We start from the raw sequence: 7076 nt of genomic DNA, 5'->3' as shown, positions 1-7076 counted from the left end.
GATGGTCATTCCATCCACAAGCCGCGCAACAAAGCAGACCGACCGCCAGGTGTCGCCCCGAAGGGTTTGGCCAACAAACGGCCGCCTGACGGCGTTGCGCTCCTTGGCATCGCAGAATAACTGCGACCTGCGTCGCGCGCCTTGCATTCGGCCGCTTGTTGACCAAACGCAGTGGCAAATAACTTGTTCAGAGGGTCCTTAGAAGAAGGCGAGTTTGTAGCTCATCGCCAGCATCATCACCGACACGCCGGAATCGAACACGCGCCAGGTGCGCTCGCGTGCAAACAGCGGCGCCAGCAGCCGGGCGCCGAAACCGAGCGAGAGGAACCAGCACAGGCTGGCGACGCAGGCGCCCACGCCGAACCACAGCGGCCCGTTGCCGTGATACTGGTTGGCGACCGCGCCGAGCAGCACGACGGTATCGAGATAGACGTGCGGATTAAGGTATGTGAATCCCAAACAGGCGAGCAGCACACGCTGCCAGGTCATGTCCTCCCCCGCGGCGAGTTCGAGCTTTTCGCTCGACAGCGCCCGCCGCGCCGCCATCAGCCCATAACCCAGCAAAAAGACGGCGCCGCCGTAATGCGCCAGGTCTTGCAGCAACGGATGGCGCTGAAACAGCGATCCCACGCCGAGGATGCCGCAGGAGATCAGCAAGATATCGGAGAGCACGCACACGATGATCACCAGGGCAACGTGCCGGCGGTACAGCCCTTGCCGCAACACGAACGCATTCTGGGCGCCAATGGCAACGATCAGCGAAAGAGCGGTCAGCAGCCCGGCGGTAAAGCTGTTCAACATCGAGTTTCTCCTATTTCACGGTCATTAGTGTATCCTCACTGCATGAATAAGAATTATTAAATAATCTTAAGTAGATTAAGAATTTCTATTCCTCGGTGGGCAAAATGAAAATCGATAGTGGGCAGCTGGCGGCGTTTTTCGCCGTATTGCGCGAAGGCAGTTTCGAGGCGGCTTCGCGCCGTCTCAACGTCACGCCCTCGGCGGTCAGTCAGCGCGTCAAGCTGCTGGAAGAACGGCTGGGACAGATCCTGATCAACCGCAAGACGCCGTCGGTGCCGACGCCTGCGGGTGAGCCGTTGGCGCGGCTGGCCATGCAGATCAATCTGCTTGAGGAGGAGGCGTTGCGCGAAATGGGCGGCGATCCGCTCGAAAGCGATTCGCCGGTGTGGCTGCCCATTGCGGTCAATGGCGACTCGCTGGACAACTGGTTCTTCGAGGCGCTGGATGCCTTGCCGGCGGAGGCGCGCATGGTGTTCGACATCCGCATGGAGGATCAGGATTATTCGGCCACCTTGTTGCGCGAGGGTACGGTGATGGCGGCCGTCACCACCGATGCCACGCCGGTGCAAGGGTGCGAGGTGGAGCGCCTTGGCGTGATGCGCTACTTGGCGGTGGCGTCACCCGCCTTCATTGAACGGTATTTCGCCGCGGGCGTGACCGATGACGGTTTGCACGCGGCGCCGATGCTGGTCTTCAACCAAAAGGATTCGCTGCAGCAGCGTTTTGTGGATAGCGTCACGCAACGGCCGTTGTCGCCGCTGCAACACACCATCCCTTCCACGGCGTGCTTCGTCGAAATGGTTCTCCGCGGCCTAGGCTGGGGCATGATGCCGGAAATCGCCGCGCGCGCGGCGCTGGCGCAGGGGAGGCTCAAGGAAATACTGCCGGGGCATTGGTTGGATATTCCCCTCTACTGGCAGCACTGGCGTATCCGGTCGCAGGCGCTGATGGTGCTGACGAGCGCGGTACGCCGTACGGCGGCGCTTCATCTGCGTACTTCATGAAGTTAGTTTTTCTAAGCTATCCATAGTTTATTTAGTTTTACTGCTTATCTCTCTTCTCCTACACTTGCATCACCCAAAGGCAGATGCCGACAGGATTATTCATGTAAATCAATTTGTTAGTAGAGGAGAAGTGCCTTATGAACGCTGTTCACACCCGCCCGTCCGGATTCACCCCCGTTCTGTTCTTGTTGGTGGCACTGGCCTCTATGCGCTTGATGTTGACGTTGCCGGCGAGCCACGATGCGCCGCCCGCTCAGAACCCGCCTGTGGCGGTGGCGCGGGGCGCGTTGTGGCACGGCGTGCCGTTGCCGGCTGCGGCCAGCGTCGAGGTGCCGCCGCGCGTGGCGCAAGGCGCGTTGTGGCATGGCAGGGTGTTGCCGGTTAGCGAAGCGCGCTGAGCCGGTAGAGCCGGCGCCGCCCACGGGGCCGCGCCGGCTCGCTCTGGCCCCGTGAAAATTCCTCAAATTGGCTCTGTGGCGAATGCCCGTTCGGCGTCACAATGGATGGTGATGATTTAGCCGCCTTGGAGCCCTTATGTACGTCCCCGCCGATTTCAATGAACCCGACACCGCGGTTCTGCACACAGTCATCGCGCAGTATCCGTTCGGTACGCTCTTCACGCATGGCAAGAGCGGTCTGGATGCCAACCATTTCCCGTTTGAACTGGCGGCCGAAGAGGGCGCCCAGGGCACGCTGCGCGCGCACGTCGCCCGCGCCAACCCGGTTTGGCATGACGTTGCCGACGGCGACGAGGTGCTGGTGGTGTTTCATGGCGGCGATGCCTATATCTCGCCGAATTGGTATCCGAGCAAGCATGAACTTCACCGCCAGGTGCCGACCTGGAACTACGTCGTCGTGCATGCGCATGGCCGCATTCGCATCCGCGACGACGAGCGCTATTTGCGCGGCCTGCTGGCCCGATTGACGCGCGCGCACGAAGCCAAGCTGCCCGCGCCGTGGAAGATGGGCGATGCGCCCGCGGATTACATCGACACCCTGATCAAAGAGATCGTCGGTATCGAGATCGACGTCACGCGCCTGGTCGGCAAGCGTAAATTGGGGCAGAACAAGGCGGCGCGCGATATCCGCGGCGCGGCCGAAGCACTCAAGGCCGGCGGCCACGATCGGATCGGCGAGGCCATGCTGGCCTGTGCCGTAGAGAAGGAGCGCTAGGACGCGCGCCGCCTACCCCTGCGGCTGCAGCGCCCTTGCCAAGGCTTGCTGTTCCCTTTCCAGCGTCGCTACCAGCTCGGTGGCGCGCTGGCGATCGTAATGCGGTTGGCGCAGCAGGTCATTGAGCTCCCGGCTGGCCTCGAACAGCGCCATCAGGCCCAGACTGCCGTTGGCGCTCTTGAGCGGATGGACGAGGCGTTCAGCCGTCTGCGCGTCACCCGCCGCCAAGGCGGCTTTGAGCGCGGCCACCGACTCGGCCTGCCGGTCGCACTGCTTCCTTACCAGTTCCAGGTATTTTTCCGTGTTGTTGCGCAGCATGCTCAATCCGCGTTGCAGATCGACCCCGGGCGTGACGGCAAGGCGCACCAGCGTCTGTTGGGCGGGCTCGACGGTTTGCGGCGGCGGGGTGGTGGCCGGTTCGCGCGGTGTGGCTGCCGACTGGGCGGAGGATAGCCATTTCAACAGCGCCGCATATAGGGCATCCGGCTCGACCGGTTTGGCGATGAAGTCGTTCATGCCCGCCGCGAGGCACGCTGCGCGGTCCTCGGCGAAAGCATTGGCCGTCATGGCGAGGATGGGGGTTGTTTTCCATCCCGGCAAAGCGCGTATGGCGCGCGCCGCCTCGAGACCATCCATCTCCGGCATTTGCATGTCCATCAGAATGACGTCGTAGGCGGCTGCTTGGGCGCGTTCGACGGCGAGACGGCCGTTGCTGGCGACGTCGACCCACAGATGCAAGCCAAGCAGCTGCTGCAACGCCACCTCCACGTTGATCAGGTTGTCCTCGACCAGCAATACCCGCTTGCCGGCATGCAAGGCGCGCAAATCGTGCTCGGCCGAAATAGGCGTCTTTTCGCTGGTTGGCATGATGCCGTGGCCGCGCTGCAGCCAAGCGGTAAACCAGAAAGTGCTGCCTACGCCCAACGTGCTTTCGCAACCGGCCTCGCCGCCCATCATTTCCGCCAAATGCTTGGTGATGGCGAGCCCCAGGCCGGTGCCGCCATATTCGCGCGTCGTGCTGGTGTCCGCCTGTTCGAACTCGCGAAACAGCTTGGTTTGCGTTGCCGAGGCAATGCCGATGCCGGTGTCTTGGACGGAAAAGCGGACCTTGAGCCGCAAGGCGTGCTCTTCCTGTAATTCGGCGCGTAGTAGGATACTGCCCTCCGCGGTGAATTTGACCGCGTTGCTGGCAAAGTTGAGCAGCGCTTGCCGAGTGCGCATCAGATCCCCTCGCAGCCACTGGGGGACATTGCCGCTATCGACCGAAATGGCCAGCCCCTTCTTGCCGGCCGGGTCGCGGATCATCGAGGCCACCTGATCCAGTACTTGCTCCAGCGCAAATTCCTGCTCGTCCAAAGACAGTTTGCCGGCTTCAATTTTCGACAGGTCGAGCACGTCGTTGATGATCGACAGCAGATGCTTGCTCGATGCCTCGATCTTGGCTAGTCGCTCGGCCTGCCGTGGCGTGGGCTGGTCCTTGATCAGCAGATGAGTCAGGCCGGTGATGGCGTTCATCGGCGTGCGGATTTCATGGCTCATGTTGGCGAGGAATGCGCTTTTGGCCACGTTGGCGGCCTCCGCTTTCGCCTGCGCTTCGATCAGTTCCGCCGTGCGTTGTTCCACCAGGCGCTCCAGGCCCGCGCGGTAGTTTTCCAATTCGGCGTGCAGGCGATGCATCTCGGTGATGTCCTCGGCGATGCCGACAGTGCCGTAAACGGAGCCGTCGGGGTTGCACAACGGGACCTTGGTCGTGTGCACGTAGCGCTCTTCGTGCTGTGTCTGCCAGAACTCGTCGAATGTTTCGACCACCCCGCCCGCCATGATGCGGCGGTCGTCGTCGCGGTGTTTTTGCGCCATCTCGGGCGAATAGAAATCGAAATCGGTCTTGCCGACGATGGCGCCCGCCGTGGTGCCGAGTGCTTGGGCGTGCGCGAGGTTGGAGATGACAAACACCGAATGGGCGTCTTTTTGCCAGATTTGCTGCGGTAGGTTGTCGATCACCCCCTTGAGCCGCGCCTCGCTCTGGCGCAGCGCCGCTTCGGCATGCTTGCGCTCGGTGATGTCCTGGAACGTGACCGCGCATTGCTGGGGCGCGGCTTGGAAGGCGGACACCGAGTAGAAGTGCCCGAGCAAATCCGAACCCTGCTCCAGGTAGCGGGGCACGCCGGTCAGGGCGACCTGGCCGTAGGTATGAATCCAATTGGCGGTGTCTTGTTCGATGCCGGGCAAGACCTCGGCCAGGCGCTTGCCGACGATCCCCTTTGCCCGCAACCCCGTGCTGGCCTCGAACCCCCGGTTGGCGGCAAGGATCAGCAGATCCACGGGCGCGCCTTGGGCGTCTTGCACGACTTCAAACAGCACGAAACCGGCATTCATGTTTTCAAACAGGGAGCGATAGCGCTTTTCGGACTCGATCAACTGCTGTTCCACCTGTTTGCGCTCGGTCAGATCGACGAAGGCTGCCAACAGCTCGTCGCCGATCGGCGTGCCGGAGATCAGTACCACGCGTTCCTGTCCATTCTTGCAGGTGACCTGAAATTCCAGCGGGCCGATATTCCTGCCGGTGCGCAAGGCCTCTTCCTTGGCGGTCTTCCAAGTCGCTTGCGCCCAGGCGCGATAGGCCGGGTCCGGATAGGCGAGGCGCCACCAATCGGCCACAGTGGGAACTTCCTCTGGGCTGTAGCCGAACATGTCGTAAAAACGCGCATTGCCGTTGAACAGTCTGCTATTTCGATCGGTGACGCCTAGCGGCACCGGAGCGGCATCGAACAATTTGGCGAAGCGCTGCTCGCCGAGAATGCGCCGCTCATGTTCGGCATGCAGCCGCGCGATCAAGCGGTTGAAACTGTCGAGCAGCAGATCGGCCTCCGCGCCGCCCCCTTTGGGCAGTTGCTGTAAGGAACGCTGTCCCGATGACATCTCGTCCAGTTGCGTCATCGCCGTGGAGAGCGGTTGCAGTGCGCGCCGCGTCAAGAAGATGGCAAGCGCCAGACCGGCCAGCGCCATGAAGAGCGTGCTTTCCACCAGGCCGTTTCGCAGGCGTAGCGCCGGACGGAAGGCCGCCGAGGTGGGGATGGCCTCGACGACGGTCCAGCCTGTGGTCTGCATGCGCGCCGCGGCGTAGATCTTTTCGATGTTGGCGACGTTGTGGCTGACGGTCGAGCCAAGGAAACCTTGGCGCAGCCGATCAAGAAAGAGGCTTTGGCCTGGGCGGGGCAGCGGTTTCAAGATGCGGGTCTTGTCGGTGTTGGCCAGGAAAATACCATCGTTGACCGATAGGATGGTGCGCTCGGTTTTCCCTTGGGTCTGAGTGTTCATGGTTTCGCCGAGAAAGGCGTTGTCGTACAGGTTGATCGACCCGACCAGAACCGCTTGTATTTGCCCCTGCGCGTCATGAATGGGCGCGGCAAAGGGTATGACCGGCACCGGCGCGCTGCGCGCCAGCGTGGGTTTGCCAATGGCGACTTGATTGGTGGCGAGCGCCTGGCGGAAATAGGCCCGGTCGGCGTAGGAGGTGCCGCGACGGCCGGGGATGACCGGGTAGTCGGCGAGGGCGACGCCTTGGCGGTTGAGGATGAAAAAGCCCCAGGAGAACCCGGCATTTTCATCGTACTCTTGCTTGAGAAAGGCCTGCGTGTAGGAGGCATCGTGCAGTCGGCGCGCGTCGAGGCCGCCGGCCATGGCCGTCAGGCCAGACTTGCGCTCAGCCAGCTCGTAGTCCAGCCGTGCGGCAATATCCTTGACGTTGGCGAGCTCCGCCTCGGAGCGGGTTTCTTCCAGCGCTTGGGTCATCGTGGCCTGCACCACCACCGAGAGCCCCAAAAAAACCAAGCAGGCGACGCTCAGCAAGATGACGGCCAACTTGAATTGCAGCGAATGACGCCAGTTCATGCGGCGTTGCGATGAGCGGGGAGGGCGAGCTTCGTCGATGGAAGTCATTGCAACCGATGACCCTTTAGCGCTTGTGGTGACGCATTTCTGGGAGCGTGCGAGACAAGGCGGCGCACGGCCTGGTGCTCTTTTTTACTCCGATTGATTATAGCCATACCCAAGATGAATATGGCGTGTCGCAGCGTGCCTGCCGTCAATGACTTGCAT

General features: G+C 62.0%; 5 protein-coding genes. 3 read left to right on the top strand and 2 right to left on the bottom strand.

The window, feature by feature from the left end:
- Positions 1-198 precede the first annotated feature (198 nt).
- Entirely contained in the window at positions 199-801 is a 603-nt protein-coding gene (locus JOZ06_RS17885; RefSeq protein WP_293234905.1) for a LysE/ArgO family amino acid transporter, read from the bottom strand.
- 104 nt (positions 802-905) lie between these two features.
- Here JOZ06_RS17885 and JOZ06_RS17880 point away from each other — a divergent pair, with 104 nt between their 5' ends.
- The 3 genes from JOZ06_RS17880 to JOZ06_RS17870 all read left to right on the top strand — a co-directional run bounded on the left by JOZ06_RS17880 (position 906) and on the right by JOZ06_RS17870 (position 2978).
- A complete protein-coding gene (locus JOZ06_RS17880) occupies positions 906-1805 on the top strand; it encodes a LysR family transcriptional regulator ArgP (protein ID WP_293234903.1) in 900 nt (299 codons plus the stop codon).
- A gap of 137 nt (positions 1806-1942) precedes the next feature.
- The gene (locus JOZ06_RS17875) at positions 1943-2203 is read left to right on the top strand and encodes a hypothetical protein (RefSeq protein WP_293234901.1); all 261 of its coding nucleotides are present in this window, start codon (positions 1943-1945) and stop codon (positions 2201-2203) included.
- Between the two features lie 136 nt (positions 2204-2339).
- Positions 2340-2978 (top strand): FMN-binding negative transcriptional regulator, encoded by a 639-nt coding sequence (locus tag JOZ06_RS17870; RefSeq protein WP_293234899.1) that lies wholly within the window; start codon positions 2340-2342, stop codon positions 2976-2978.
- Between the two features lie 12 nt (positions 2979-2990).
- Here JOZ06_RS17870 and JOZ06_RS17865 read toward each other — a convergent pair whose 3' ends face one another.
- Positions 2991-6869 carry a PAS domain-containing protein gene (locus JOZ06_RS17865; protein ID WP_293234898.1) on the bottom strand — a complete coding sequence of 1293 codons (3879 nt, stop codon included), beginning with the start codon at positions 6867-6869 and terminating at the stop codon, positions 2991-2993.
- Positions 6870-7076: the final 207 nt, after the last annotated feature.

The organism is Paludibacterium sp. (genome assembly GCF_019232825.1).
GTDB lineage: Bacteria > Pseudomonadota > Gammaproteobacteria > Burkholderiales > Chromobacteriaceae > Paludibacterium.
The sequence above is the reverse complement of the archived record's forward strand: the minus strand, read 5'-3'. Positions and strand labels throughout refer to the sequence as shown.

Bases quoted from the DNA above. Each gene is read 5' to 3' on its own strand.
- JOZ06_RS17865 (WP_293234898.1), bottom strand. From the start codon at position 6,869: ATGAACTGGCGTCATTCGCTGCAATTCAAGTTGGCCGTCATCTTGCTG.
- JOZ06_RS17880 (WP_293234903.1), top strand. From the start codon at position 906: ATGAAAATCGATAGTGGGCAGCTGGCGGCGTTTTTCGCCGTATTGCGC.
- JOZ06_RS17870 (WP_293234899.1), top strand. From the start codon at position 2,340: ATGTACGTCCCCGCCGATTTCAATGAACCCGACACCGCGGTTCTGCAC.
- JOZ06_RS17875 (WP_293234901.1), top strand. From the start codon at position 1,943: ATGAACGCTGTTCACACCCGCCCGTCCGGATTCACCCCCGTTCTGTTC.
- JOZ06_RS17885 (WP_293234905.1), bottom strand. From the start codon at position 801: ATGTTGAACAGCTTTACCGCCGGGCTGCTGACCGCTCTTTCGCTGATC.